A 23,269-nucleotide genomic window follows, 5' to 3' on the forward strand; every position below is an offset into this window, starting at 1 on the left:
AGGCCGAAAGTCGTATTGGGGCCAGTTTCACGCCGATGTTACCTTGGGGGCAAGACCCAGATTGATCCGGCATGCCCGGACAGCCGGGACGCGAGGAAACGAGATTCGGGGAGCGCATTCACGATGTCCACAATAGCTGCAACGTCGGTACGATCCGGCGGCATGACGAAGGATGAGCGGTTCGTCATCCTCGCATCGTCCCTCGGCACCGTCTTCGAGTGGTACGACTTCTATCTCTACGGATCGCTGGCCGGCATCATCGGCACGCAGTTCTTCACCATTGCCGGCGCCGACGGCAAGCCGATGTTCGACCAGGCTACGCGCGACATCTTCGCGCTGCTGGCCTTCGCGGCAGGCTTCCTGGTCCGCCCGTTCGGCGCGATCGTGTTCGGCCGCGTCGGCGACATCGTCGGCCGCAAATACACCTTCCTCGTCACCATCCTGATCATGGGCCTGTCGACCTTCATCGTCGGCCTGTTGCCCGGCGCGGCCCAAATCGGCATCGCCGCCCCGATCATCCTGATCGGCCTGCGCCTGCTGCAGGGCCTCGCGCTCGGTGGCGAGTACGGCGGTGCGGCGACCTACGTCGCCGAACATGCGCCGCAAAACAAGCGCGGCTACTACACCTCCTTCATTCAGACCACCGCGACACTCGGCCTGTTCCTGTCGCTGCTGGTGATCCTGTTCACCCGCTCGGCGACCGGCGAGGCCGCCTTTGCCGGTGCCCCCGGCTCCTATTGGGGCGGCTGGCGCATTCCGTTCCTGGTGTCGGTCGCGTTGCTCGGCATCTCGGTCTGGATCCGTCTGCGCCTGAACGAATCGCCGGTGTTCCAGCGCATGAAGGACGAGGGCAAGGGCTCCAAGGCGCCGCTGACCGAAGCCTTCGCCACCTGGAGCAACGCCAAGATCGTGATCCTGGCGCTGTTCGGCCTGACCATGGGCCAGGCGGTGATCTGGTACACGGGCCAGTTCTACGCGCTGTTCTTCCTGCAATCGATCCTGAAGGTCGACGGTTACACCGCCAACCTCCTGATCGCATGGTCGCTGCTGCTCGGCACCGGCTTCTTCCTGGTGTTCGGCGCACTGTCCGACCGGATCGGCCGCAAGCCGATCATCCTGGCCGGCTGCCTGATCGGCGCACTGACCCTGTTCCCGATCTTCAAGATGATCTCGAGCAACGCCAATCCGGCGCTGGAAAAGGCCTACGAGACGGTCAAGGTGCAGGTGGTGGCGGATCCCGCAGGCTGCGGCGATCTGTTCAACCCGGTCGGCACCCGCGTCTTCACCGCGCCTTGCGACACGGCACGCGCCTTCCTCGCCCAGTCGTCGGTGAAGTACACGACGGTTCCGGGACCGGCGGGCGCGGTGAAGATCCTCGTCAACGACAAGGAAGTGCCCTACACGGACGCCAAGACGTCGAACCCCGCGATCACCGCGGCGACCCAGGCGGCGGGCTATCCGAAGGCGGGTGACGCGGGCATCGTGAAGATGTCGAACCCGTTCGACATCTTCCGTCCGCAGGTGTCGGCCCTCATCGGGCTGCTGTTCATCCTCGTGATCTACGTCACCATGGTGTACGGCCCGATCGCGGCGATGCTGGTCGAACTGTTCCCGACCCGCATCCGCTACACCTCGATGTCGTTGCCCTATCACATCGGCAACGGCTGGTTCGGTGGCTTGCTGCCGGCGACCGCCTTCGCGATCACCGCCTCGACCGGCGATATCTACTCCGGCCTGTGGTACCCGGTGATCTTCGCGTTGATCACGGCCGTGGTCGGCTTCTTCTTCGTCCCCGAGACGAAGGATGTCGACATCACCAAGATGTAGTCGCGTCGCACGACGCTGACAAAACAACCGGCCGCGGAGCGATCCGCGGCCGGTTTGCTTTTGAGGCTTTATTGGTTGCTGCCTATAAACTGCAGCACGACCTCGCGCCGATGCGGGCGCGCGCGGTGCTCGATCAGATAGATCGCCTGCCACGTGCCCAGCGCGAGCGCGCCACCCAGCACCGGCACCTGGAGCGAGGTCCCCGTCAGCATCGTCTTGACGTGCGCCGGCATATCGTCCGGGCCCTCGGTGTCGTGAGTCCAGCCTGCATCCTCATCGTCCGGCGCGAGCCGCGCGAGCACTGTGGTGAGATCGACGAGCACGGAAGGGTCGGCATTCTCCTGGATCGTCAGGGACGCCGAGGTGTGACGGATGAACAGCGTCAGGGCGCCATCCCGCGCATGAACGTCGGCGATGAACCGCGCGGCCTCGGCCGTGAGGTCGATGAAGCCGCAGCCGGAAGTCTGCACCATCAGCGTCGCGGTGCTGACGCTCGTGGCGCGCACCGTCGATGGTGCGGAGCGCGTCTGCGATGTGACTGAGGTCATGAATCTCTATCACCTCCGAAAAGCTGCCGTGGGGCGGGCAAAGGCGCGGTGCGCCGTGCCCACCCTCTCGATGCCGATGCGTGCATTGGTGGGCACGCTTCACTTTGCTCCCTACGGCACCGCGTCGTGCGTTAGATCTTCCCCGACACGTCCTTCTGCACGCGGTTGGCCATGTCGATCAGCCGGCGCCACGCCTTTTCCAGGAACGACATCACGCGGTCCATGTCCTGGTCGCTCGGCAGCGGGATCTCGAGCTTGCGGTCGCCCTCGGCGACCTTTGGCTCGCCCTTCTTCAGGGAATCGGATTTCGGCAGCGCCTCATCGATCTTGCCGGAGACGGTCGGACCGGTGGCCTGCCCCTTCAGCTTTTCTACCTCGGCCTGGAGCCGGCCGATCTCGGCATCGAGCGCGGAGCGCTCGTCGGGCACGGCGTAGCAGGCCCAGCCGGTGCCGTTCCTGGTACAGGTCGAGACCGTGCCGGTGCGGGTGTCGAGCCGCAACACGCCCTCGGGGATCGGCGTCATGCTGTAGCGGCCGTTTTCGCCGTCCGGTGCTGATTGCGCCGCAACCAGTCCGCTGCTGACCGTCGTCACCGCAACGATTGCCGCAACACACCATGATCTTGTGGATGATTTCGCCGGTCTCATCGCGCTCTCCGCCACGCCGCGAAAGCTGGCACCTCCCGGAATTCTACACCCGGGCGGGCGACGGCGCACCGCCCGCTCGCTCGAATCCGCTGCCAAAAACCGCATCCGTGGAATCAACGATGGCGACGCCCGCTTTGATCCCGAAAGCCGCGGCGAAATGTCGGCCATATCGGCGGATCGCGCGGAGACCTGCTGCGGTGCGGCGTCACGCTGTGTGCAGCGCTGGCGCGCAAGGCAATATCATCAGGTAAATCAAATAGATAAACGAACACGACGCGATCGTGACTTGGCTTGACTTGATTATGAGCGGTCAGTATGGTCCGCGCGGCTTTTGAGGGTGGCGGGCGTAGTTTCCATTCAACCGCAGCGTTTCTGGTCTTCGTGGCATGGCTCAAGACACGGGACACGGCGAGAATGGAGATCGCGATAGATCGCCCGAGGAAGCTGCGCTTTCCGAACGGCTCGGAAATCTTGAACAGCGGTTGTCCGAATTTCGCGGCCGCCACGTCAAGACCGAGCAACCCGCAGGTGACGGAGAAGACAGAGCGGCCAGAGCTTCGGCGATGGCGCTTGGTTTCCGGTTATCCTCCGAGTTGGTCGCCGGTGTCGTTGTCGGAGCGGGGATTGGCTGGGGTTTCGACCGCTTGCTGTCGACGTCGCCCTTCGGATTTATCGTGTTCATGCTGCTGGGCTTCGTGGCCGGCGTGGTGAATGTGGTGAGAACGGCGGGCGCGGGTCAAAGGCGCGGTGGTTCGTAAGCTGATCCGACACGAGGAGAGGAATTTTCGCGCCGGCTTCGCCGGTGCGGGCCGGCCCGGCCGGTAGACCGAGACCAGCCGGCATCGCCCGGCAGACCAAGAGATGCCGCGCCGATGAAAATCGATCCGATCCACCAGTTCAACATCGAGCCTCTCTTCACGATCGGCCATATCGGCAATCACACGATCGCGTTCACCAATTCATCGCTCTACATGCTGGTGGCAGTGGCGATCATCTCGTTCCTGATGCTTGCCAGCGGTACGCAGCTGGTTCCCGGGCGCCTTCAGTCGGTCGCCGAAATCTCCTACGAGTTCATCGCCTCGACCATCCGTTCGACGGCCGGCTCGGAAGGCATGAAGTTCTTCCCGCTGATCTTCTCGCTGTTCATGTTCCTGTGCGTCTCGAACCTGGTCGGCATCATCCCCTACACCTTCACGATCTCGAGCCATCTGATCGTGACGGCAGCGCTTGCGCTCCTGGTCTTCTTCACCGTCCTGATCTACGGCGTCGCCAAGAACGGCCTGAAATTCTTCTCGATCTTCGTGCCCCACGGCGTCCCCGGCTACATCCTGCCGCTGGTGATGTTCATCGAGATCCTGTCGTTCTTCCTGCGGCCGGTCTCCCACAGCGTCCGTCTGTTCGCCAACATGCTGGCCGGCCACATCGCGCTGAAAGTGTTCGCGGGCTTCGTCGCCATGCTCGGCTTCTCGCTCGGCGCGCTGGGCTGGGTCGGCGGCGTGCTGCCGCTGGCGCTCACGATCGCGCTGTACGCTCTCGAGATCCTGGTCGCGTTCCTGCAAGCCTATGTGTTTGCGATCCTGACCTGCATCTACCTCAACGACGCCATTCATCCGGGACACTAAGCGGTCCGGGGAATTTCCACCCAAAACCCAATCTTTCTTCCAAGGAGTCTAAAATGGATCCGGCAGCAGCAAAACTTATCGGCGCGGGCATCGCATGCATCGGCATGGGCGGCGCAGGCGTCGGCGTGGGCGTGATCTTCGGCAACTACCTCGCCGCAGCCGTTCGCAACCCGTCGGCTGCTCAGGGCCAGTTCGGCAACCTGATCTTCGGCTTCGCCGTGACCGAAGCGCTCGGCATTTTCTCGCTGCTGATCGCACTGCTGCTGCTGTTCGTTCCGCTCTGAGGACGAATTTTCGCGCCGCTTCAACCGAAGCGGCGCGCATGACAGCAACAGGAGAACTCCATGGCTGAGAGTCATGGCGGGGCGAAAAGTCCGGCGGCGGGCGCCCACACCGAGACCGAAGGCGGTCACGGTGGCGGTTTTCCGCCGTTCGAGAGCAGCACCTTCGCTTCGCAGCTGGTGTCGCTCGCGATCTTCTTCGTCGTGCTTTACGTGATCGTGTCCAAGCTCGCACTGCCGAAGGTCGGCGGTGCGATCGAAGCGCGTCAGAACAAGATCGAGGGTGACCTCGCCGAAGCGCAGACGCTGAAGGATCAGTCCGACGCGGCGCTGAAGGCCTATGAAGGCGAGCTTGCTTCGGCGCGTTCGCGGGCACAGGCGATCGGCAACGAATCCCGCGACAAGGCGAATGCGCAGGCGGAAGCCGAGCGCAAGGCGCTGGAAGAGCAGCTGGCGGCCAAGCTCGCCGAGGCGGAGAAGACCATCGCCTCGACCCGCGCGACCGCCATGAGCAACGTCCGCGGCATCGCGGCCGATGCGGCAGGCACCATCGTGCAGCAGCTCACCGGCGTGGTTCCGGACGCGGCGTCGGTCAATGCCGCCGTTGATGCGTCCTTGAAGGGTTAGTCGATATGTTCTTCGAACCTGAATTCTGGGTCGCCGTCGCCTTCGTGATTCTGATGGTCGTGTTCGGCTATCTCGGGGTCTTCAAGAAGGCGATGGCTGCGCTCGACCATCGCGCCGACCGCATCAAGGCCGAGCTCGACGACGCGACCCGCCTGAAGCAGGAAGCCGCCAAGGTGCTCGCCGACTACAAGGCGCGCAGTGCCACGGCCGAGCGCGAGGCTGCCGACATCATCGCCAACGCCAGGAGTGAAGCCGAGCGCATCGCGACCGAGGCCAAGGCCAAGGTGGAAGACTTCGTCGCCCGCCGCACCAAGACCGCGGAGAGCAAGATCGCGCTCGCCGAGGCCCAGGCGGTGGCCGATGTTCGCGCCGCAGCCGCGGAAGCCGCCGTCCAGGCCGCCTCCACGATCCTGTCGCAGTCGGTCAAGGGCCAGGTCGCCGACGATCTGCTCGCCAAGGGCATTACCGAGGTTCGCCAGAAGCTGAACTGAGGGCAGACGCCTCACCCATCAAAAAGCCGGCGCGATGAGCGCCGGCTTTTTTGTTTTGTGCGTGATGCTTCCTCATCGTCATGCCCGGGCTCGTCCCGGGCATCCACGCCTTGGCCGCCAAAAAGAACGTGGATGGCCGGGACAAGCCCGGCCATGACGGCTGAAAGCGTGCCTTACTTCTTCTTCCGCGCTTTCGGCTCGGGCGACAGGGCCTGCGGGTCGAAGCCGACGTAGAAGATGTAGGAATCGGCGGCTGCGGCCGACGGCACCGGGTAGGACAGGTCCTCGGCAACGAAGGTGAAGGGCACGCTGCCGCCTTCGGACATCTCGACCGTGGTCCGGTAGGCCTTCGAGGCGATCACCTTCTCGCCGACGCCACCCTGCACCACGGCGACGCGCAGGGGCACCTCGACCGTGTTGGGCGCGCCCGCGGGGCCGGCGATGACCCGGCCCTGGATGCCGATGCGCGCGGTGATCTCGCCACCGTTGCGGACGCATTCGCGCGCCATTTTGGTGATCGAGGCCTGGAAGCGGACATCGTTGCCGACGGCTGGCTTGCCTGTCGCCCCGACCCCGTAAGTGGACGCTCCGGCGCGCACCGTGACCTGCGGGCAATCGATGTCGTCATCGGCCGCCGGCTGGCCCGGCGCGGGCGCCGGCTTGGCCGGCTCGTCGGATTTGCCGCCGAACAGGCTCTTGAAGCGATCGGTCAGCGACTGCGCAGCGACCGGCGACACGGAAGCGAATGACACCGACAGCGCCAGCGCAATCACCGGACCCCGCCGCAGCGCTTTCCGCAATGAGCGAAGCTCGTTCATGAACGCCTGTACTCCATGACAACATCCCGGCCGATTGCCGGCGTGGTGCGGGTTATATCGCCAAAATCGGCGATCCCAAGGCAGGAAAAAACTGGACTTTGGCCGTATGGAAGACCCGCCTCAGCCCCGGAAGTCCTCGTGCAGCAGGCCGAACAGCAGATGGTCCTGCCAGACCCCGTTGATGCAGAGATAGCGGCGCGCCAGCCCCTCGCGCGAGAAGCCGCACTTCTCCAGCACCCGGATCGACGGCGCATTGGTGGGGATGCAGGCGGCCTCGACCCGGTGCAGGTTGAGCTCGCCGAACAGCGTCGGCAGCAGCACCCGCAGCGCCGCGGTCATGTAGCCGCGATGGGTGTGGGGCTGGCCGACCCAATAGCCGATGGTGCCGGCCTGGACGATGCCGCGCCGGACATTGGCGAGCGTGATGCCGCCGACCATGGCGCCGTCGAGCTCGCGGAAGATCAGAAAGGGATAGGAGCGGTCCGCCGCGATGTCCTCGGAATAGCGGCGCAGGCGGCGGCGGAAGCCGGACCGGGTCAGGTCGTCCGACGGCCAGATCGGCTCCCACGGCGTCAAGTAATCGCGGCTGGTCTCGCGCAGATGCGCCCATTGCAGGAAATCCGACATCTGCGGCGCCCGCAGCAACAACCCGTTGCCGCGGGGGGCGAGAGCAGCAGGTCCGCTGGATGGCAGGCGAAAGAGGGCCATGGTGATGCTTCCCGGGACGGGGCGCTCGTTGCGCGGCTCCTAGTGCAGCCGCGCCTTGGCGCGCGCCTTCGTCAATCCTTCCGCAAAAGACACCGCCGTGTCCAGACCCCTGCCGCTGCCCAATGCAACTACTGCAGGGCGGCTGCGCGAAAGCAGTGCACGCGCCGCATCTCGGGTCGATTCGACACTCACGGCGTCGATCCGGGCCACCAGCTCCTGCACCGTCTGCGGCCGGCCATAGGCCAACACGTGCCGGGCGAGTTGCTCGGCGCGCGAGGAGCAGCTCTCCAGCGCCATCAGCAGGCCCGCCTTCATCTGCGCCTTGGCGCGGGCGATCTCGGCCTCGGTCAGGGTCTCGACCGAATCATTCATGATGTCGACCACGACCTCCATCATCTCCGGCGCGTCGGCGGGATCGGTGCCGGTGTAAAGGCCGAAGAAACCGGTGTCGGTATAGGGCGCGTGGAACGAGTAGATCGAGTAGCAGAGGCCGCGCTTCTCGCGGACTTCCTGGAACAGCCGCGACGACATTCCGCCGCCGAGGATGTTGGTGAAGACCTGGAGCGAGAACAGCGACAGGTCGGTCTGCGGCACGCCTTCCAGCGCCAGCGTCAGATGGGCCTGCTCGAGCTCGCGATGCACGACCTTGGCGCCGCCCTTGCCGAACTGGGCGGCCTGCGGCTTCGGCCCCGGCGTCGCGTCAAAGCTCGCAAAGCGCTTCTCGACCTCGGCGACGACCTGCTTGTGATCGACGGCACCGGCCGCCGCCACCACCATGTCGGGCCCGCGGTAATGCGTCGACAGATAGTCGCGCAGCGAGTCGCGGTTGAAGGCGCGCAGGGTCTTGGCGGTGCCGAGCAGCGAGCGGCCCATCGGCTGGTCGGGATAGCAGAGCTCGTTGAGATGCTCGAACACGACGTCGTCGGGCGTGTCCTGGGCCGCGCCGATCTCCTGCACGATGACGTTCTTCTCGCGCTCGAGCTCATCGGGCTCGAAGGCGGGGTTGGCCAGGATGTCGGCAAGCACGTCGAGCGCCAGTGGCACGTCGGCCTTCATCACGCGGGCATAATAGGACGTGGTCTCGGTCGAGGTGCCGGCATTGAGGTCGCCGCCGACCGCCTCGATTTCCTCGACGATCTCGCGCGAGGAGCGCCCGGTCGTGCCCTTGAACGCCATGTGCTCGAGCAGATGCGAGATGCCATGCTCATTCGGTTTCTCGTCGCGGCCGCCGACGCCGGCCCAGACGCCGAGCGCGGCGGTCTCCAGATGCGGCATGTTGTCGGTGACGACGGTCAGGCCGGAGGCAAGCTTGGAGATTTCGACGCTCATCCGGCAACTCCCTGTTTCGCGGCACGGCTGACCGACAGCACGAACCGCTCCACCTCGGCCTGATCGTTCTTCATGACCTTCATATGTTCGGATTTGGTCATGAGACCGTCGAGCCACGCCGGCAGTTGCGGCCGCTGGCCGCAGGCCGCATCCACGGCATCAGGGAATTTGGCCGGATGCGCGGTCGAGAGTACGATGTTGGGCACGGTCGTGTCGGTGGTGTCGCGATCGGCGACCGCGAGCGCCACGGCGGTGTGGGGATCGACAAGCTCGCCGGCCTCGCGCCAGGCGGCGCGGATCGCAGCCGCGGTTTCGGTCTCGTCGGCGCGGCCGGCGTCGAATTCTTCACGGATCGCAGCGAGCGTGGCGTCAGGCAGGACAAAGCGGCCCGACTGTTTCAGCGAATCCATCAACCGGCGCACACCGGCTGCGTCGCGCTTGCCGGCTTCGAACAGCAGCCGCTCGAAATTCGAGGAGATCTGGATGTCCATCGAGGGCGAGGCGGTGGCGTGCACCTCGCGCACCTCGTAGATGCCGGTCTTGAGCGTGCGGGCGAGAATGTCATTGACGTTGGCGGCAATGCGCAGCGTTCGCACGGGAAGCCCCATGCGCTTGGCAACGTAGCCTGCAAAAATATCGCCGAAATTGCCGGTCGGCACGATGAAATCCACCGCACGTGCCGGCGCGCCGGCGGCGACTGCGGAGGTGAAATAATAAACCACCTGGGCGACGATGCGGGCCCAGTTGATGGAATTGACGCCGGACAGCGAGGTCGCATCGCGGAAGCGATGGTTGTTGAACATCCCCTTCACGAGCGCCTGGCAGTCGTCGAAATTGCCCTCGATGGCGAGCGCGTGGACGTTGGCTGCGCCCGTCGTCGTCATCATGCGCTGCTGCACCTCGGAGATGCGCTTGTGCGGGAACAGCACGACGAGATCGACATTCTCCAGCCCCGCGAACGCATCGACAGCCGCGCCGCCGGTGTCGCCGGAGGTCGCGACCACGATGGTGGTGCGCTGGCCGCGCTTGGCCAGCACATGGTCCATCAGACGCGAGATCAGCTGCATCGCCACGTCCTTGAAGGCGAGCGTCGGACCGTGGAACAGCTCCAGCACGAATTGATGCGGCGACATCTGGCGCAGCGGCACCACGGCCGGATGACGGAAGGTGGCATAGGCCTCGTTCGCCATGCGACCGAGGTCGGCGTCGGAAATTTCGCCGCCGACGAAGGGACGGATCACGTCGACCGCGACCTCCCAATAGGGGCGGCCGAAAAAGCCGGCGATGGTCTCGACCGGGAGTTGCGGCCAAGTCACCGGGACATACAGGCCGCCGTCGCGGGCAAGCCCCGTCAGCATCACGTCGCAGAAGCCAAGCTCAGGGGCCTCGCCCCGGGTCGAGATATAACGAGTCAAACTGCCCTCCAAAGGCCGGCCCGACCTGAGTCCGGGCCTTAAGCCTTTGATTTCACGATGTTCCTAGTTCACAGCCAGCGGCTCGCGGCACCATAGAGTGTTTTCCGGGGCCGCACCATGCCCAACGAAAAAGGGCTGCGGCGGATGCCGCAGCCCTTCTCTTGGAAGGTCTGTCGTTGATGTGTGCAGACCCGGTTTCCGTGTCGGGGGTCGGCCCCAAAAGTCGAGCGAGCTTTCGTCGCCTGTCACGAAATCGTCAAGAAGAAAAACGGCGCGCAACGCCGAATGTTCCTGTTTTTCCCGATATGTCCCCGCGGGGCCATCGATCAGGCCGCTCGGCGCTCGGTCCTGTTGCCTCTTTTTCCCGAATAGACGCGCACGACGGAACGAACGTCGCGTCGGCCCATTGTGTCGGCGGAAGGTTTCAGCCGTCGTCCACGCATTGCCCGGATGCGCGGCTGGGCCGATCCGTCGGCCGAACCGGCTGCATCCTGGAGCAACCGGTTCGGTCCCTGACGGTGTCAGTTCATCCCAATTTCCACCGCGATCCGGATCAGGTCGGAGTGGTTCTTGGCCCCCAGCTTCTGCTTGAGCAGGGACGTGGTGTTGGCGACGGTCTTGTAGGAGATGCCGAGCGCCTCGGCGACCTCGACGATCTTGTCGCCGCGCCCGAGCAGGCGGAGAATTTCGAGCTCCCGCGGCGTCATCTGCGAGGCCGGATTGGCCTTGATCGCAGCGCCCGAGAACGTCACGGCCTCCGCGAGCTGCGGCGAAATGAAGTTATCGCCCGCGACCACCTTGCGCACGGCCTTGAGCAGGATCCGGGGATCGTCGCCCTTGGAGACATAGCCCTGCGCCCCGAGGTCCACGGCGCGCACCACGAAGGCCGGGTCATCGTTCATGCTGAACATGATGATCTTGGCGTCCGGATCGTCCTTGCGGATCCGGCGCATCAGCTCGAAGCCCGAGACATCGGGCAGGCTGATGTCGATCACGGTCACGTCGGGCCGCTTGCTGACATAGGCGCGATGGCCTGATTTGGCGTCGCTCGCCTCGTCGATCCGGATCGAATGATCGGATGCGAAAAGGGTGCGGCAACCGGACAGCACCACGGGATGATCGTCGACGATCAGGACCCTGGTCGCCGGCTTGGCGGTATCTTGCATCGCGCGCTCTCTTGTTTTCTGACTCATAGACCGGCGGGAACAAATGGAAAGAGAAAATCCCGCCAATGCGCGTTAGAATTGACCTAATGTGGCACCGACTCTCGTTCAGGACCCAGCTGTTTCTTCCGCTCGGCGTGAGCTTTATTGCCGCGCTGGCGATGGGCGGCGTGCTGCTCCAGACCTTCGCGGGCGGCCAACTGGCCGACGAGAACGAGCCCGGTCGACGCTCGACCCAAACCGTCGCTGTCGCGCTCAACAGCGCCCTGAGCGCGTCAGACAATCCGCGGAAGGTGCTTGACGCCTTTGTCAATTCTTTGGGCACCGCCTCTGATATCCAATTCCGACCCGTGGAGGCGGGTCCCTCGCCTCTTGTGCGGGAGGGCCTGCGGGATATGCATGGCGTGCCGCAATGGTTCGTGGACCTGATCGCCATCCCCGACATGAACGCGGCGTCTCCCGTCGTCATCGACGGCAGGCACATTGGCGACATCGTGTTCGTGCCCGACATGTCGGCCGACCTGTTCGAGAAGTGGATCGGCTTTCTGGCACTGACGAGCCTCATTGCGGTGCTGATGGTGCTGACCGGAACGATCGCCTATCTGTTCGCAGGATCGGCGCTACGGCCCCTGCAAAATCTCGGCGCAGGCCTCACCCGTATTCGGCAAGGCGATTATGCGATGCCGATCCCGGTCGCAGGCCCGCCGGAAATCCGGCAGAGCTGCGAGGAGGCCAATGCGCTGGCAGCGACGCTCGCGCAATTGAGCCAGGACAATCGCGATCTACTGCACCGCCTGGTGTCGCTGCAGGACAATGAGCGGCGCGATCTCGCCCGCGAGCTGCACGACGAACTTGGCCCGCTGCTGTTCAGCATCCGCGCCGGCACGATCGCGCTGAGCGAGGCCGCACCACAGACGGGAAATCTCGGCAAGTCCGTGCAGGAGGTGATGCGATCGGTCGAGGCGCTCCAGCAAACCAACCGCCGCATCCTCGACCGGCTGCGGCCGCTCTACATCGAGGAATTGGGGCTTGAGGCCAGCGTGCAGACACTGCTCCGGAACTTTCGCAGGCAAGCGCCGCATATCGGCCTCACCGCCGCGATCGATCCCGGTCTCAACGAGATCGATGGACCGCTGGCCCAGACCGTCTACCGCGTCATCCAGGAGACCTTGACCAACGTGCTGCGCCACGCCGGAGCACGCAACGCCCATGTGGAGACCGCGATTGCCGGCGATGTCCTCGCGATCGACGTCTCCGACGATGGCAGCGGCTTTCCCGCCGACAATGTCTTCGGCCGAGGCCTGACCGGCATGCACGAGCGCGTTCGGGCGCTCAGCGGATCCCTGTCACTGCTGCGGGCGGACGAACGAACCTATGTGCGCTGCCGCCTTCCACTCGGGGAAGTCCACGCCCCGATCACAGGCTAGCACGCACCGCAATCGTGCGAGCCCTGCTGCGCCGGCTCGCACTGCGTGCTGTAGATCTTGCCTTCCGCGCTGAAGCGGAACGTGGCGCGGACGCGCAGCGCGCCCGCGACGGAATATTCGAGATCGATGCCGTTCTGCGCGGGATGGATCTCCTCCAGCCCGAAGCCAGCCGAGGAGAAGGCGCTGAGTTTCGGTCCCCAATAGGTTTCGAGCTCGCGCCGGCCGCGATAGAGATGCGTGCCGTTGCACGTGCATTCCAGCTCGGCATCGTCGGCATAGAGGTCGAGCAGCATCGCAAGGTCGCCCCTGCGGCAGGCATCCACCCAATCGACGACAAGTCCCATCTGATCGAAATCGCCCACGCCAGCAATCCTGTTTGCCGCGGAAAATATTTCAGGTCGGCTTAGGACCACCCTCGTGAATATGTGCTGAATAATAAAGCCCGGGCGATTCCGGGTCCCCACCGGGAACCTACGGACTCGCTTCGCTCTTTCGCCGTCCCCTGACCCAAACCACAAAGGCGATCAGCACCGCGCCTGCGAGCGCGAACCAGGTGATCGCGTATTGCAGATGGTCATCTTTCAAATTCACGTCCAGCGGCCCCGGACGTGGAATGTTGTTCTCGGGAGCCGGCTGCTCGAGGTCGACGTAGAACGGCGCGACAGCGCCCCAATGAAGCGCGCTTGCGATTGCCAGATGATCGCGCGCGAACCACAGCCGCTTGTCCAGGTTCTCGGCCGGCGTCAGCCATCCCGGTGCTTCCGGAAACCGCAGATAGCCGGTGAGCGCGACCGGCGCGCCGGTGACGAGCTTCTTCACCGCGCGATCCTCGACGCTGCGCTCCTGCATCGTGTTCTCGACGAACCCCGCATCGATCACGACGATCTCGCCGCTCGGCAGCCGCGCCGGCAGGAATGCCCAGGTGCCGGGGCCGGAGGCATCCCTGCGCACGGCGGAGCCGGACGAGTAGACCATCGCATCCGGCGAAGCCGCATAGGTCGCCGTGAAGCTGACGCGGCGAAACTCGTCGCGCGCAGGCGTCAGCGCCGCCCATTGCGCAGGCGGCGGCAGCGCGATCGGCGCGGCCGCGAGGCGCTCGGTGAGTGCGGCGATCAGTTCGTGCTTGGCGGTGCGTCGCTGCAATTGCCAGACACCGAGCGCGACGAAGGCCGCGGTCAGCAGAAGCGTGAACAGCGCAAAGCCGGCCACGCGAGGCTTGCGCGCAGGCTCGCTCATTTCGCGCGGTCGACCAGTCGGCCAGGTGCTGCCTTGTGGTGGAATTGCAGCGCGATCAGCAGCGATTTCATGGAGCGTAGTGGGAGAAGCGTGGTTGCGAGGATCAACGGCAGCCACAGCACTGCATGCAGCCAGTATGGTGGCTGATATTTGACCTCGACGACGAGCGCGCAACCGACCACGATCGCGCCGGCCAGCATGATGATGAAGATCGCCGGACCGTCACCGGCATCGATGAAGGCGTAGTCGAGACCGCAGACGTCACAGGATGGCGCGAGCGTCAGGAAGCCCGCATAGAGCTTGCCTTCACCGCAGCGCGGGCATTTACAGGCGAGCCCGCGCAGTGCGCTTTGCAGGACCGTGGGCTGGGACTCGGGAGTGCCGGCAGGTTCGTTCATGACGCGCAACTCTATCACAGTTTCGGAAAGCAAAAGGGCGGCCCTGCGGCCGCCCTTTCCAGATCGATTGACCGCGGCTCAGTGTGCGCCGTGGGCCATAGCCTCGGCGCCGTGGCCCCAGACGTAGATGCACAGGAACAGGAACAGCCACACCACGTCGACGAAGTGCCAGTACCAGGCCGCGAACTCGAAGCCGAGGTGCTGCGTCGGCGTAAAATGGCCGGCATAGGCGCGGAACAGACAGACCAGCAGGAAGATGGTGCCGACCAGCACGTGGAAACCGTGGAAGCCGGTCGCCATGAAGAAGGTCGCGCCGTAGACGTTGCCGCCGAACGAGAACGCCGCGTGGCTGTACTCATAGGCCTGCACGCAGGTGAAGGTCGCGCCCAGGAGGACGGTGAGGATCAGGCCGTATTTCAGGCCCTGGCGGTCGTTCTCGAGCAGCGCGTGATGCGCCCAGGTGACCGTGGTGCCGGAGGTGAGCAGGATCAGCGTGTTCAGCAGCGGCAGATGCCAGGGATCGAAAGTCTCGATGCCATGCGGCGGCCAGGTGCCCGGCACGGTGCACGCGCCGGCCGCGGTGCCAAGGCCGCAGCCGAACACGGCGTCGCGGGTGGCGTGGACGGCGTCGGCCGGGAACAGCGCGGCGTTGAAATAGGCCCAGAACCAGGCAACGAAGAACATCACCTCGGAGGCGATGAACAGGATCATGCCGTAGCGATGGCTGATCTGTACGACCCGGGTATGGTCGCCCTTGTACTGGGCTTCCTTGATCACGTCGCCCCACCAGCTCGCCATGGTGTAGAGCACGCCGACGGTGCCGATACCGAAGATGATCGGCGCGGCCGAGACCATGTGGTGCATCCAGGTGATCGCGCCGACCGCCATGACGAAGGCCGAGATGGAGCCGACCACCGGCCAGGGGGACGGATCGACCAAGTGGTAGTCGTGATGCTTGCCTTGCGCGGTAGCCATTACGGTCTGTCTCCTCAATCCCGTGCCTGTCCGGCACTTATCCCCTTATTCCAACCCTGAGCGTCAACCCGGCGGCTGGAGATTTCCCTTGCGTTTGTCGTCATCGCCGAATGCGAGCGGCTTCACCACCGGATCCTTCACCTGATAGAACGTGTAGGACAGCGTGATGGTGCCGAGCCCGTCATTGTCGTGGTCGTCGACGATCGACGGATCGACGTAGAACACCACGGGCATCTCGCGCTTCTCGCCGGGCGCCATGGTCTGCTCGGTGAAGCAGAAGCAGTTGATCTTCTGGAAATAGGAGCCGACCGTCAGCGGCGCGACGTTGTAGGCGGCTTGCCCGGAGGTGGTGCGCGCGGCCTGGTTGGTCACGGTGTAGTAGATCGTGGTGACCTGGCCGATATTGACCTCGACCTCGGTCTGCTCCGGCTCGAACTTCCAGGGCAGACCGGGCGCGACGTTGGCATCGAAGCGTACCGCGATCTTGCGTGCGATCGGGCCGGTGGCTGGCGCCGAGGTCGCGACCTGAGTCGTGCCGTTGAAGCCGGTGGCGCGGCAGAACCAGTTGTAGAACGGCACCGCTGCGTAGGACGCGCCGACCATGAGCGCGACGACGCCGCCGCAGATCGAGGCGACCAATGCGTCGCGACCCAAACCACGGCGCACCGGCTTTGAGGTCACGTCCTGCGATATGGTCGGCTCTCGATCCATCTCTCTCACATTGGCCGAACTAGAACCGCCGGTCCCTTGACCATGGTGACAGCGAAAAACAGGATGACGAGAACGCCGAGCGCAAGCGCGATCGCAATCGAACGCTGACGGCGGCTCTTCTTTTGCGCCTCGGTGAGGACGATTCCATCTGGCTCGGGTTTGTCAGCCATTCCTGCCTCATGCGCCCCCAACCATGGGAGCAAGCGCCCGGTAGACGACCTCGGCCAGCAGGGTCGCGAACAGCGCGAACAGATACAGGATCGAGAAGGCAAACAGTTTTCGCGTCGCGCGCAGCGACTGGCTGCGTTCGCGGCGCACATACACGTTGATCGCGAGCACCAGCATGCCGGCGCCGAGCACCAGCGAGGTCACGCCGTAGGTGGCGTCGAAATAGCCGAGCGCCCAGGGCGCGGCAGCCACTGCGATCAGCACGATGGTGTAGAGCAAGATCTGGAGACGGGTCGCATCGGGGCCGGCGACATTGGGCAGCATCGGAATGCCGGCGCGGGCATAGTCGTCGGAGCGGAACAGCGCCAGCGCCCAGAAGTGCGGCGGCGTCCAGAAGAAGATGATGGCGAACAGCAGCAACGGCTCGACGTCGACCGTACCGGTGACGGACGCCCACGCCACCACCGGCGGCAGCGCGCCGGCGGCGCCGCCGATCACGATGTTCTGCGCGGTCCAGCGCTTCAGGCCCATCGTGTAGATCACGACGTAGAAGAAGATGGTGAAGGCGAGCAGCGCGCCCGCGATCCAGTTGACGAGAATGCCGAGCGTCATCACCGAGAAGAAGGCGAGCGTCATGCCGAACGCCATTGCCTCGGGCCGGGTGATGCGGCCGCGCGGGATCGGGCGGTTGGCTGTGCGCGACATCTTGGCGTCGATGTCACCCTCGAGCGCCATGTTGAGCGCGCCGGAGGCGCCGGCGCCGACCGCGATGCAGAGCAGCGAGGTGATCGCGAGCACCCAGTGGAAGCGTCCCGGCGCCATCGCCATCCCGACCAGCGCGGTGAAGATCACGAGCGACATCACCCGCGGCTTGAGCAGCGCGAGGTAATCACCGACCTCCGCCTCGGAGATGCGGGGATTGATGTCGACGGCGTTCTGATCGAGGACGGACACTTAAACCTACTCGTTTCTTTGTAGAGCCGCGGCGCCCGTCACGAGCGCCGCGGAAGTTTTGTCGCTTACTGCACGCGGGGCAGCACTTCGAACTGGTGGAAGGGCGGCGGCGAGGACAGCGTCCACTCCAGCGTGGTCGCGCCTGCACCCCACGGATTGTCGCCCGCCGGGACCTTCTTCATGAAGGCGTCGAACACGCAGTAGAGGAAGATCAGCACGCCGAAGCCGGAGATGTAGGAGCCGAGCGAGGAGACGAGGTTCCAGCCGGCGAACGCATCCGGATAGTCGACATAGCGGCGCGGCATGCCCGACAGGCCGAGGAAGTGCTGCGGAAAGAACACCAGGTTGACGCCGACGAAGGTGAACCAGAAGTGCGCCTTGGCCAGCGTCTCGTTGTACATGTAGCCCGTCATCTTCGGGAACCAGTAGTACCAGCCGGCGAAGATCGCGAACACCGCGCCAAGCGACAGCACGTAGTGGAAGTGGGCGACGACGTAGTAGGTCTCCTGCAGCACGCGATCGACGCCGGCGTTCGCCAGCACGACGCCGGTGACGCCGCCGACCGTGAACAGGAAGATGAAGCCCACCGCCCAGATCATCGGGGCACGGAAATCGATCGAGCCGCCCCACATCGTCGCGATCCAGGAGAAGATCTTCACGCCGGTCGGAACCGCGATCACCATCGTGGCGGCGACGAAATAGGCCTGCGTCGCCGACGACATGCCGACCGTGTACATGTGATGCGCCCACACCACGAAGCCGATGCCACCGATCGCGACCATGGCGTAGGCCATGCCGAGATAGCCGAACACGGGCTTGCGCGAGAAGGTCGAGACGATCTGGCTGATCATGCCGAAGCCGGGCAGGATCAGGATGTACACCTCGGGGTGACCGAAGAACCAGAACAGATGCTGAAACAGCACGGGGTCGCCGCCGCCATCGGGCGCGAAGAACGTCGTGCCGAAATTGCGGTCGGTGAGCAGCATGGTGATCGCACCGGCGAGAACCGGCAGCGACAACAGCAGCAGGAACACCGTTACCAGGATCGACCACACGAACAGCGGCATCTTGTGCAGGGTCATGCCCGGCGCGCGCATGTTGAAGATCGTGGTGATGAAGTTGATCGCGCCGAGGATCGACGAGGCGCCCGCCAGATGGAGCGAGAGGATCGCGAAGTCGACGGCCGGGCCCGGGTGACCGGTGCTCGACAGCGGCACATACATGGTCCAGCCGGCACCGACGCCGTTCGCGCCGGGCTCGCCCTCGACGAAGGTCGACATCACGAGCAGGGCGAAGGAGGCCGGCAGCAGCCAGAACGAGATGTTGTTCATGCGCGGGAACGCCATGTCCGGCGCGCCGATCATCAGCGGCACGAACCAGTTGCCGAAGCCGCCGATCATCGCGGGCATGACCATGAAGAAGATCATGATCAGGCCGTGCGAGGTCACGAACACGTTATAGGTGTGCGTCTCGTGGAATATCTGCACGCCCGGATACATCAATTCGGCACGGATCGCGATCGACATCGCGGCACCGATGATGCCGGCGATGACCGCGAAGATCAGGTACATCGTGCCGATGTCCTTGTGGTTCGTCGAATACACGTAACGACGCCATCCGGTCGGATGGGCGTGCTCGTGGTCATGTCCGTGGTCTTGCGCGTGATCGCCGTGTGCCGCTGCGCTGGTTGCCATTTTCAAATCCTGCCTTGCGTCCCATTCGGACCTTTGGAGGTCCCGCCCTTTATGTCGCTTTCAGTCCGTCAAGCCGTCGCCCGGCGCTTACTGCGTCGGGCCGGCTGCGGAGGCGAAAATGCTGGTGCCGCCGCTCGCATATTTTTTCTTTGCCGATTCGACCCAGGAGGCGAACTCCTGGTCGTTCACGACGCGAATCGCGATCGGCATGAAGGCGTGGTCCTTGCCGCAGAGCTCCGAGCACTGGCCATAGAACATGCCGGTCTTGGTGGCCTTGAACCAGGTCTCGTTCAGCCGCCCCGGAATGGCGTCGATCTTGACGCCGAAAGCCGGCAGCGCGAACGCGTGGATGACGTCGGCGCCGGTGACCTGAACACGAATCACCTTGTTGACCGGCACCACCATCTCGTTGTCGACGCCGAGCAGGCGGGGCTGCTTGTCCTGGGCCATCAGCGAGTCGAACTCGAACTTGCCGTTATCCGGATAGGCGTAGGACCAGTACCACTGCTTGCCGGTGGCCTTGATGGTCAGATCCGCCTTCGGCACGTCGAGCTCGAGGAACAGCAGGCGGAACGACGGCACCGCGATGCCGACCAGGATCAGCACCGGTACCAGGGTCCACACCACCTCGATCAGCGTGTTGTGGGTGGTTCGCGACGGCACCGGATTGGCCTTCGAATTGAACTTCACCACCACGACCACGAGCAGCGCCAGCACGAACAGTGTGATCACGATGATCAGTACGGACAAGAAGTCGTGAAACCAGACGATATTGTCCATCACCGGAGACCCGGAGGCCTGGAGATGCCATTCCCACGGCTCCGGCTGCCCGAGCTCGGCAAATGCCGCGCCGCCCGTCGCCAACGTGATGCCAGCGGCCACCAAGGCGATGGTGGCCAATCCCAGCAAATGCCGGCCCACCCGACTCTTCGACATCCTCATGCCGCTCGCGCTCCCCTTACGAAATCACCCCAGGTGCATTCCCGTATGTCCGGGAAATGCTTATTCGACCCGCCCGTCCGACAAACCGCCGCGCAAGAATACCTCTAAGAGGAATTGGGGCCAGATCGCTCAAACGCCGAAATCAAGCCTCTCAAACCATAATTCTTGATCTATCGCAATGCAGTCTTCGGCCCCCACTGTCAGCCATCACCCGCAAGATATTTCCCAGCAAGATCAGACAAAAATACCGTTTCCCGGGATGCCGCGGCTTGACAGCTGAATTGCCGGCGGTAGGCACTGGCGGACAGTTGCGCAGGAACCTGATTCGTGCCGGCGATGGCGGGCCAAGGCGGCGCGGGATTTGCTTGGGAATTGCCTTCAAGACGCCGTCATTGCCGTATCAGTCCACCAGCGCGCGCGAGCAGAGGGACCGACCCCGATGGGGCTTTCGAGATGCATGGCAAGGCCGGCTAACCGCTTCACGGTCCTGATCGGCCTGCTGTCCGCCGCCCTTCTCCTTGCATTGCCGGGCCTAGCCCATGCGCAGGGCGCGGTGCGCTCCGTCCATGGCGACTGGCAGATCCGCTGCGACACTCCACCGGGCGCCCAGGCCGAGCAATGCGCCCTGATCCAGAGCGTGGTGGCGGAAGACCGCTCCAACGCCGGCCTCACCGTGATCGTGCTCAAGACCGCCGACCAGAAGAGCCGCCTGATGCGGGTGGTCGCCCCTTTGGGCGTGCTGCTACCCTCGGGCCTGGGGCTGAAGCTCGACAACCAGGACGTCGGCCGCGCCGGCTTCGTCCGCTGCCTGCCCAATGGCTGCGTCGCCGAGGTCGTCATGGACGACAAGCTGCTTGGTCAGCTCCGCAGCGCCAAGACCGCGACCTTCATCATCTTCGAGACGCCTGAGGAAGGCATCGGCTTCCCGCTCAGCCTGAACGGGCTCGGCGAGGGATATGACAAGCTGCCTTAGGCGCTGAAAGTCGCTGGTGAATCTATTGTTTCCGTAATGTGACGCGGCGCGCCCTCGCGGAACCGTTCCGAAACCATTATCTTGCCTCACATCCCCCGATAATGGACGGACGCATGACAAATCCTGCCACAACCTCCCTGCTCGACCGCGCCAATCTCGACCGCGACCAGGTTCGCAACGAACTCGCGCGCGGCCTTGCCGGCGCCGACGACGGCGAATTGTTCCTGGAATACAGCCAGACCGAAGCGCTGATGTTCGACAATGGGCGGCTGAAGCAGGCGACCTACGACACCTCGCAAGGGTTTGGCCTGCGCGCGGTCAAGGACGACGCCGTTGGCTATGCACATTCCTCCGACGTGTCGCTGCCGGCGCTGATTCGCGCCGCCGACGCGGTGGCCGCCGTCCGCGGCGGCTATTCCGGCAGCTTTGCAGCCCCGCCGGCGCATACCAATGTGCGGCTTTATAGTGACGACAATCCACTGGATGCGCCGGGCTTCGAGACCAAGGTCAAGCTGCTCGCCGAAATCGACGCCTATCTGCGCGACAAGGATCCGCGGGTGCGGCAGGTCAGCGTCAGCCTGGGCGCGACCTGGCAGGTCGTCGAGATCCTGCGGCCCGACGGCGAGAGCTATCGCGACATCCGGCCGCTGGTGCGCGTCAACGTCTCCGTCGTCGCCGGCCAGGGCGACCGCCAGGAAAGCGGCAGCAAGGGTTATGGCGGCCGCGCCGGCTACGCCGAATTCATCGAGAGCAAAAACTGGCGCGACGCCGCCGACGGCGCGCTGCGTGAGGCTTTGGTCAATCTGGAATCGATTCCCGCCCCTGCCGGCGAGATGGACGTCGTGCTCGGCGCCGGCTGGCCCGGCGTGATGCTGCATGAAGCGGTCGGTCACGGCCTCGAGGGCGACTTCAACCGCAAGAAGACGTCTGCGTTTGCCGGGCTGATGGGCCAGCAAGTCGCGGCCAAGGGCGTGACCGTGGTCGACGACGGCACCATTGCCTCGCGCCGTGGCTCGCTGTCGATCGACGACGAGGGCACGCCGACCAATCGCACCGTGCTGATCGAGGACGGCATCCTGGTCGGCTACATGCAGGACCGCCAGAATGCGCGCCTGATGAACATGAAGCCGACCGGCAACGGCCGGCGCCAGGGCTATGCCCATGTGCCGATGCCGCGCATGACCAACACCTACATGCTCGCAGGCGAGCGCGATCCGGCCGAGATTCTCGCGTCGGTGAAGAACGGCGTGTTTGCCGCGAATTTCGGCGGCGGACAGGTCGACATCACCTCGGGCAAATACGTCTTCCAGTGCACCGAGGCCTACAAGATCGAGAACGGCAAGATCGGCGCGCCGCTGAAGGGCGCCATGCTGATCGGCAACGGGCCGACCGACCTGCATCGCATCCGTATGATCGGCAACGATCTCGCGCTCGATACCGGCATCGGCACCTGCGGCAAGAACGGCCAGGGCGTGCCGGTCGGCGTCGGCCAGCCGTCGCTGCTGATGGAACGCATTACGGTGGGTGGAACGGGCGCATGAGCGTTGAGAAAGTAACTGTCAGCACCAAGCGGAAGAGCAGCGGTTGGGGCGGTCAGCTCGTGCAGCTCGCCGGCATCGTCGCCGCCGTCTTCATCGCCAAGGGCGCGCTGGCCGAACCGTTCTACGTGCCGTCGGGCTCGATGGAGCCGACGCTGTTGATCGGCGACGCCCTGCTGGCTTCGAAATTCCCCTATGGCTACGGCACCTCGTCGCTGCCGATCCAGATCAACCTGCCGGAAACCGGCCGCGTCTTCGCTGAGACGCCGAAGGCTGGCGATGTCGTGGTCTTCCGCTGGCCCGGCGACCGCTCGCAGGCCTGGGTCAAGCGCGTCGTGGGCCTGCCCGGCGATCGCATCCAGATGCGACAGGGGCAGCTCTTCATCAACGATCGCCCCGCCGAGCTCAAGCCGGATGGCGTTGGTGCCGCCGAGGACGACAATGGCGGCAGCGAGCCCGCCTACCGCTATGTCGAGACACTGCCGAACGGCGTCAAGCACCTGATCTTCAAGATGCGCGACAACGGTCCGCTCGACAACACCCAGGAAGTGACGGTGCCGGCCGGACATCTGTTCGTGCTTGGCGACAACCGCGACAACTCGGCCGACAGCCGCGTCCCGCTGCGCTCCGGCGGCGTCGGCCTGCTGCCGGTCGACAATCTGGTCGGTCGTGCCGATGCCGTGCTCGGCTCCTGGGATCTCGGCATGCGCGGCCAGCCGGTGTGGACCTGGCTCTCCGGCTTCCGCCTCGCCCGGTTCTTCACCGCCGTGCACTGAG

27 protein-coding genes are annotated in these 23,269 nt (G+C 64.6%); 11 read left to right on the forward strand and 16 right to left on the reverse strand.

Translation table 11 applies throughout. The features are described 5' to 3' along the window. Positions 1–123 precede the first annotated feature (123 nt). Complete coding sequence (locus K3F49_RS16720) at positions 124–1,827, forward strand: MFS transporter (protein WP_234682055.1); 1,704 nt, start codon at positions 124–126, stop codon at positions 1,825–1,827. Between the two features lie 68 nt (positions 1,828–1,895). On the opposite strand, the gene K3F49_RS16725 is transcribed toward K3F49_RS16720, so the two are convergent. Together K3F49_RS16725 and K3F49_RS16730 are read right to left on the reverse strand one after the other, a co-directional pair. Further along, the gene (locus tag K3F49_RS16725; protein ID WP_234682056.1) at positions 1,896–2,375 is read right to left on the reverse strand and encodes a secondary thiamine-phosphate synthase enzyme YjbQ; all 480 of its coding nucleotides are present in this window, start codon (positions 2,373–2,375) and stop codon (positions 1,896–1,898) included. Between the two features lie 131 nt (positions 2,376–2,506). After that, complete coding sequence (locus K3F49_RS16730) at positions 2,507–3,022, reverse strand: hypothetical protein (RefSeq protein ID WP_234682057.1); 516 nt, start codon at positions 3,020–3,022, stop codon at positions 2,507–2,509. On the opposite strand from K3F49_RS16730, the gene K3F49_RS16735 reads away from it, so the two are divergent. The 6 genes from K3F49_RS16735 (at position 3,000) to K3F49_RS16760 (ending at position 6,043) form a co-directional block, all read left to right on the forward strand. Further along, on the forward strand, positions 3,000–3,317 hold the full coding sequence (locus K3F49_RS16735) for a hypothetical protein (protein WP_234682527.1): 318 nt from the start codon (positions 3,000–3,002) through the stop codon (positions 3,315–3,317). The genes K3F49_RS16730 and K3F49_RS16735 overlap by 23 nt on opposite strands. A gap of 91 nt (positions 3,318–3,408) precedes the next feature. Next, positions 3,409–3,780, forward strand: a complete 372-nt coding sequence (locus K3F49_RS16740; RefSeq protein WP_234682058.1) for an AtpZ/AtpI family protein — start codon at positions 3,409–3,411, stop codon at positions 3,778–3,780. Positions 3,781–3,894: 114 nt separating this feature from the next. After that, positions 3,895–4,644, forward strand: coding sequence for a F0F1 ATP synthase subunit A (locus K3F49_RS16745; protein WP_234682059.1), 750 nt, complete (start codon positions 3,895–3,897; stop codon positions 4,642–4,644). Between the two features lie 53 nt (positions 4,645–4,697). Continuing rightward, positions 4,698–4,928 (forward strand): F0F1 ATP synthase subunit C, encoded by a 231-nt coding sequence (locus K3F49_RS16750; protein ID WP_007599451.1) that lies wholly within the window; start codon positions 4,698–4,700, stop codon positions 4,926–4,928. 60 nt (positions 4,929–4,988) lie between these two features. Beyond that, a complete protein-coding gene (locus K3F49_RS16755; protein ID WP_234682060.1) occupies positions 4,989–5,552 on the forward strand; it encodes a F0F1 ATP synthase subunit B family protein in 564 nt (187 codons plus the stop codon). 5 nt (positions 5,553–5,557) lie between these two features. Beyond that, positions 5,558–6,043 carry a F0F1 ATP synthase subunit B family protein gene (locus K3F49_RS16760; RefSeq protein WP_234682061.1) on the forward strand — a complete coding sequence of 162 codons (486 nt, stop codon included), beginning with the start codon at positions 5,558–5,560 and terminating at the stop codon, positions 6,041–6,043. A gap of 173 nt (positions 6,044–6,216) precedes the next feature. Here K3F49_RS16760 and K3F49_RS16765 read toward each other — a convergent pair whose 3' ends face one another. The 5 genes from K3F49_RS16765 to K3F49_RS16785 all read right to left on the reverse strand — a co-directional run bounded on the left by K3F49_RS16765 (position 6,217) and on the right by K3F49_RS16785 (position 11,479). Beyond that, entirely contained in the window at positions 6,217–6,861 is a 645-nt protein-coding gene (locus K3F49_RS16765; protein WP_234682062.1) for a hypothetical protein, read from the reverse strand. A gap of 120 nt (positions 6,862–6,981) precedes the next feature. Further along, positions 6,982–7,569, reverse strand: coding sequence for a GNAT family N-acetyltransferase (locus K3F49_RS16770; RefSeq protein ID WP_234682063.1), 588 nt, complete (start codon positions 7,567–7,569; stop codon positions 6,982–6,984). Positions 7,570–7,608: 39 nt separating this feature from the next. Beyond that, positions 7,609–8,898 (reverse strand): M16 family metallopeptidase, encoded by a 1,290-nt coding sequence (locus tag K3F49_RS16775; protein WP_234682064.1) that lies wholly within the window; start codon positions 8,896–8,898, stop codon positions 7,609–7,611. Continuing rightward, a complete protein-coding gene (thrC, locus tag K3F49_RS16780; RefSeq protein ID WP_234682065.1) occupies positions 8,895–10,313 on the reverse strand; it encodes a threonine synthase in 1,419 nt (472 codons plus the stop codon). The genes K3F49_RS16775 and thrC overlap by 4 nt, the downstream gene beginning before the upstream one ends. A 521-nt stretch (positions 10,314–10,834) precedes the next feature. Continuing rightward, positions 10,835–11,479: a response regulator transcription factor gene (locus K3F49_RS16785; protein ID WP_234682066.1), complete on the reverse strand. Its 645-nt coding sequence runs from the start codon at positions 11,477–11,479 to the stop codon at positions 10,835–10,837. A gap of 86 nt (positions 11,480–11,565) precedes the next feature. Here K3F49_RS16785 and K3F49_RS16790 point away from each other — a divergent pair, with 86 nt between their 5' ends. Then, positions 11,566–12,903 carry a histidine kinase gene (locus tag K3F49_RS16790; protein WP_234682067.1) on the forward strand — a complete coding sequence of 446 codons (1,338 nt, stop codon included), beginning with the start codon at positions 11,566–11,568 and terminating at the stop codon, positions 12,901–12,903. On the opposite strand, the gene K3F49_RS16795 is transcribed toward K3F49_RS16790, so the two are convergent. The 9 genes from K3F49_RS16795 to coxB all read right to left on the reverse strand — a co-directional run bounded on the left by K3F49_RS16795 (position 12,900) and on the right by coxB (position 19,981). Beyond that, positions 12,900–13,265, reverse strand: coding sequence for a nuclear transport factor 2 family protein (locus K3F49_RS16795; protein ID WP_234682068.1), 366 nt, complete (start codon positions 13,263–13,265; stop codon positions 12,900–12,902). The two genes, K3F49_RS16790 and K3F49_RS16795, sit on opposite strands and share 4 nt — an antisense overlap. 109 nt (positions 13,266–13,374) lie before the next feature. Next, the gene (locus K3F49_RS16800; protein ID WP_234682069.1) at positions 13,375–14,139 is read right to left on the reverse strand and encodes an SURF1 family protein; all 765 of its coding nucleotides are present in this window, start codon (positions 14,137–14,139) and stop codon (positions 13,375–13,377) included. Further along, positions 14,136–14,537, reverse strand: a complete 402-nt coding sequence (locus K3F49_RS16805) for a DUF983 domain-containing protein (RefSeq protein WP_234682070.1) — start codon at positions 14,535–14,537, stop codon at positions 14,136–14,138. The genes K3F49_RS16800 and K3F49_RS16805 overlap by 4 nt, the downstream gene beginning before the upstream one ends. A gap of 78 nt (positions 14,538–14,615) precedes the next feature. Beyond that, positions 14,616–15,512, reverse strand: a complete 897-nt coding sequence (locus tag K3F49_RS16810; protein WP_234682071.1) for a cytochrome c oxidase subunit 3 — start codon at positions 15,510–15,512, stop codon at positions 14,616–14,618. Between the two features lie 63 nt (positions 15,513–15,575). Beyond that, positions 15,576–16,223 carry a cytochrome c oxidase assembly protein gene (locus K3F49_RS16815; protein WP_234682072.1) on the reverse strand — a complete coding sequence of 216 codons (648 nt, stop codon included), beginning with the start codon at positions 16,221–16,223 and terminating at the stop codon, positions 15,576–15,578. A 5-nt stretch (positions 16,224–16,228) separates the two neighbouring features. Next, on the reverse strand, positions 16,229–16,393 hold the full coding sequence (locus K3F49_RS16820) for a CoxF protein (protein ID WP_148754405.1): 165 nt from the start codon (positions 16,391–16,393) through the stop codon (positions 16,229–16,231). Positions 16,394–16,400: 7 nt separating this feature from the next. Continuing rightward, positions 16,401–17,345: a heme o synthase gene (locus K3F49_RS16825; RefSeq protein ID WP_234682073.1), complete on the reverse strand. Its 945-nt coding sequence runs from the start codon at positions 17,343–17,345 to the stop codon at positions 16,401–16,403. Between the two features lie 65 nt (positions 17,346–17,410). Further along, on the reverse strand, positions 17,411–19,039 hold the full coding sequence (gene ctaD, locus K3F49_RS16830) for a cytochrome c oxidase subunit I (protein WP_234682074.1): 1,629 nt from the start codon (positions 19,037–19,039) through the stop codon (positions 17,411–17,413). Positions 19,040–19,126: 87 nt separating this feature from the next. After that, positions 19,127–19,981 carry a cytochrome c oxidase subunit II gene (gene coxB, locus K3F49_RS16835; protein WP_234682075.1) on the reverse strand — a complete coding sequence of 285 codons (855 nt, stop codon included), beginning with the start codon at positions 19,979–19,981 and terminating at the stop codon, positions 19,127–19,129. Between the two features lie 439 nt (positions 19,982–20,420). On the opposite strand from coxB, the gene K3F49_RS16840 reads away from it, so the two are divergent. The 3 genes from K3F49_RS16840 (at position 20,421) to lepB (ending at position 23,268) form a co-directional block, all read left to right on the forward strand. Then, positions 20,421–20,954: an invasion associated locus B family protein gene (locus K3F49_RS16840; RefSeq protein ID WP_234682076.1), complete on the forward strand. Its 534-nt coding sequence runs from the start codon at positions 20,421–20,423 to the stop codon at positions 20,952–20,954. Between the two features lie 113 nt (positions 20,955–21,067). After that, entirely contained in the window at positions 21,068–22,495 is a 1,428-nt protein-coding gene (gene tldD, locus K3F49_RS16845; protein WP_234682077.1) for a metalloprotease TldD, read from the forward strand. Beyond that, positions 22,492–23,268, forward strand: coding sequence for a signal peptidase I (gene lepB / locus K3F49_RS16850; RefSeq protein WP_027533065.1), 777 nt, complete (start codon positions 22,492–22,494; stop codon positions 23,266–23,268). The genes tldD and lepB overlap by 4 nt, the downstream gene beginning before the upstream one ends. The last annotated feature ends 1 nt before the right edge of the window (position 23,269 follow it).

The sequence above is a fragment of the Bradyrhizobium monzae genome, from assembly GCF_021458635.1.
Taxonomy (GTDB): domain Bacteria; phylum Pseudomonadota; class Alphaproteobacteria; order Rhizobiales; family Xanthobacteraceae; genus Bradyrhizobium.

What these genes read in the sequence shown, in the direction of transcription:
- K3F49_RS16720 (WP_234682055.1), top strand. Translation starts at nt 124, where the DNA reads ATGTCCACAATAGCTGCAACGTCGGTACGATCCGGCGGCATGACGAAG.
- K3F49_RS16725 (WP_234682056.1), bottom strand. Translation starts at nt 2,375, where the DNA reads ATGACCTCAGTCACATCGCAGACGCGCTCCGCACCATCGACGGTGCGC.
- K3F49_RS16730 (WP_234682057.1), bottom strand. Translation starts at nt 3,022, where the DNA reads ATGAGACCGGCGAAATCATCCACAAGATCATGGTGTGTTGCGGCAATC.
- K3F49_RS16740 (WP_234682058.1), top strand. Translation starts at nt 3,409, where the DNA reads ATGGCTCAAGACACGGGACACGGCGAGAATGGAGATCGCGATAGATCG.
- K3F49_RS16745 (WP_234682059.1), top strand. Translation starts at nt 3,895, where the DNA reads ATGAAAATCGATCCGATCCACCAGTTCAACATCGAGCCTCTCTTCACG.
- K3F49_RS16750 (WP_007599451.1), top strand. Translation starts at nt 4,698, where the DNA reads ATGGATCCGGCAGCAGCAAAACTTATCGGCGCGGGCATCGCATGCATC.
- K3F49_RS16755 (WP_234682060.1), top strand. Translation starts at nt 4,989, where the DNA reads ATGGCTGAGAGTCATGGCGGGGCGAAAAGTCCGGCGGCGGGCGCCCAC.
- K3F49_RS16760 (WP_234682061.1), top strand. Translation starts at nt 5,558, where the DNA reads ATGTTCTTCGAACCTGAATTCTGGGTCGCCGTCGCCTTCGTGATTCTG.
- K3F49_RS16765 (WP_234682062.1), bottom strand. Translation starts at nt 6,861, where the DNA reads ATGAACGAGCTTCGCTCATTGCGGAAAGCGCTGCGGCGGGGTCCGGTG.
- K3F49_RS16770 (WP_234682063.1), bottom strand. Translation starts at nt 7,569, where the DNA reads ATGGCCCTCTTTCGCCTGCCATCCAGCGGACCTGCTGCTCTCGCCCCC.
- K3F49_RS16775 (WP_234682064.1), bottom strand. Translation starts at nt 8,898, where the DNA reads ATGAGCGTCGAAATCTCCAAGCTTGCCTCCGGCCTGACCGTCGTCACC.
- K3F49_RS16785 (WP_234682066.1), bottom strand. Translation starts at nt 11,479, where the DNA reads ATGCAAGATACCGCCAAGCCGGCGACCAGGGTCCTGATCGTCGACGAT.
- K3F49_RS16790 (WP_234682067.1), top strand. Translation starts at nt 11,566, where the DNA reads ATGTGGCACCGACTCTCGTTCAGGACCCAGCTGTTTCTTCCGCTCGGC.
- K3F49_RS16800 (WP_234682069.1), bottom strand. Translation starts at nt 14,139, where the DNA reads ATGAGCGAGCCTGCGCGCAAGCCTCGCGTGGCCGGCTTTGCGCTGTTC.
- K3F49_RS16805 (WP_234682070.1), bottom strand. Translation starts at nt 14,537, where the DNA reads ATGAACGAACCTGCCGGCACTCCCGAGTCCCAGCCCACGGTCCTGCAA.
- K3F49_RS16810 (WP_234682071.1), bottom strand. Translation starts at nt 15,512, where the DNA reads ATGGCTACCGCGCAAGGCAAGCATCACGACTACCACTTGGTCGATCCG.
- K3F49_RS16815 (WP_234682072.1), bottom strand. Translation starts at nt 16,223, where the DNA reads ATGGATCGAGAGCCGACCATATCGCAGGACGTGACCTCAAAGCCGGTG.
- K3F49_RS16820 (WP_148754405.1), bottom strand. Translation starts at nt 16,393, where the DNA reads ATGGCTGACAAACCCGAGCCAGATGGAATCGTCCTCACCGAGGCGCAA.
- ctaD (WP_234682074.1), bottom strand. Translation starts at nt 19,039, where the DNA reads ATGGCAACCAGCGCAGCGGCACACGGCGATCACGCGCAAGACCACGGA.
- coxB (WP_234682075.1), bottom strand. Translation starts at nt 19,981, where the DNA reads ATGAGGATGTCGAAGAGTCGGGTGGGCCGGCATTTGCTGGGATTGGCC.
- K3F49_RS16840 (WP_234682076.1), top strand. Translation starts at nt 20,421, where the DNA reads ATGGGGCTTTCGAGATGCATGGCAAGGCCGGCTAACCGCTTCACGGTC.
- tldD (WP_234682077.1), top strand. Translation starts at nt 21,068, where the DNA reads ATGACAAATCCTGCCACAACCTCCCTGCTCGACCGCGCCAATCTCGAC.
- lepB (WP_027533065.1), top strand. Translation starts at nt 22,492, where the DNA reads ATGAGCGTTGAGAAAGTAACTGTCAGCACCAAGCGGAAGAGCAGCGGT.